This is a genomic window from Bacteroides sp. 214 (assembly GCF_010501015.1).
Lineage (GTDB): Bacteria > Bacteroidota > Bacteroidia > Bacteroidales > Bacteroidaceae > Bacteroides.
This window is the reverse complement of sequence record NZ_QVML01000075.1, coordinates 1-299: the sequence shown is the minus strand read 5'-3', so window position 1 is coordinate 299 and position 299 is coordinate 1. Positions and strand designations below refer to the sequence as shown.

1 protein-coding gene and 1 pseudogene are annotated in these 299 nt (G+C 46.8%); both read right to left on the bottom strand.

What is annotated here, in order from left to right:
• Nucleotides 1-79: pseudogene (locus tag D0T50_RS14025) on the bottom strand (hypothetical protein); the annotation flags it as partial.
• 77 nt (nt 80-156) lie between these two features.
• The gene (locus tag D0T50_RS13895) at nt 157-279 is read right to left on the bottom strand and encodes a hypothetical protein (protein WP_255490093.1); all 123 of its coding nucleotides are present in this window, start codon (nt 277-279) and stop codon (nt 157-159) included.
• Between the last annotated feature and the right edge of the window lie 20 nt (nt 280-299).

Below are 299 nucleotides of genomic sequence, written 5' to 3'. Positions count from 1 at the left end.
GATCCCATTTCAATATAATTTCGTATTGTCCGTCTCCATCTACATCACCGATGCTCGCGTCGTTGGGAACGTACGTATAAGGGCGTTTCCTGCAAAAGCAGAGTCTTGAACTGTCTGTTTGGGCGGGTTTCTTTAACTCGTTTTCCTTCGATTTTTTTATCGCAAAGCCTCCACCTCCTCTGGTGTTAGCGGTATTTTCTTACCCAACCGACGGGCGCCATCGCTCGTAATCAGGTAGATGTAGATAAAGTGATTCCCAATCGTGATTTGTCGGTCCACGATGGAGGTATAGCACCGTT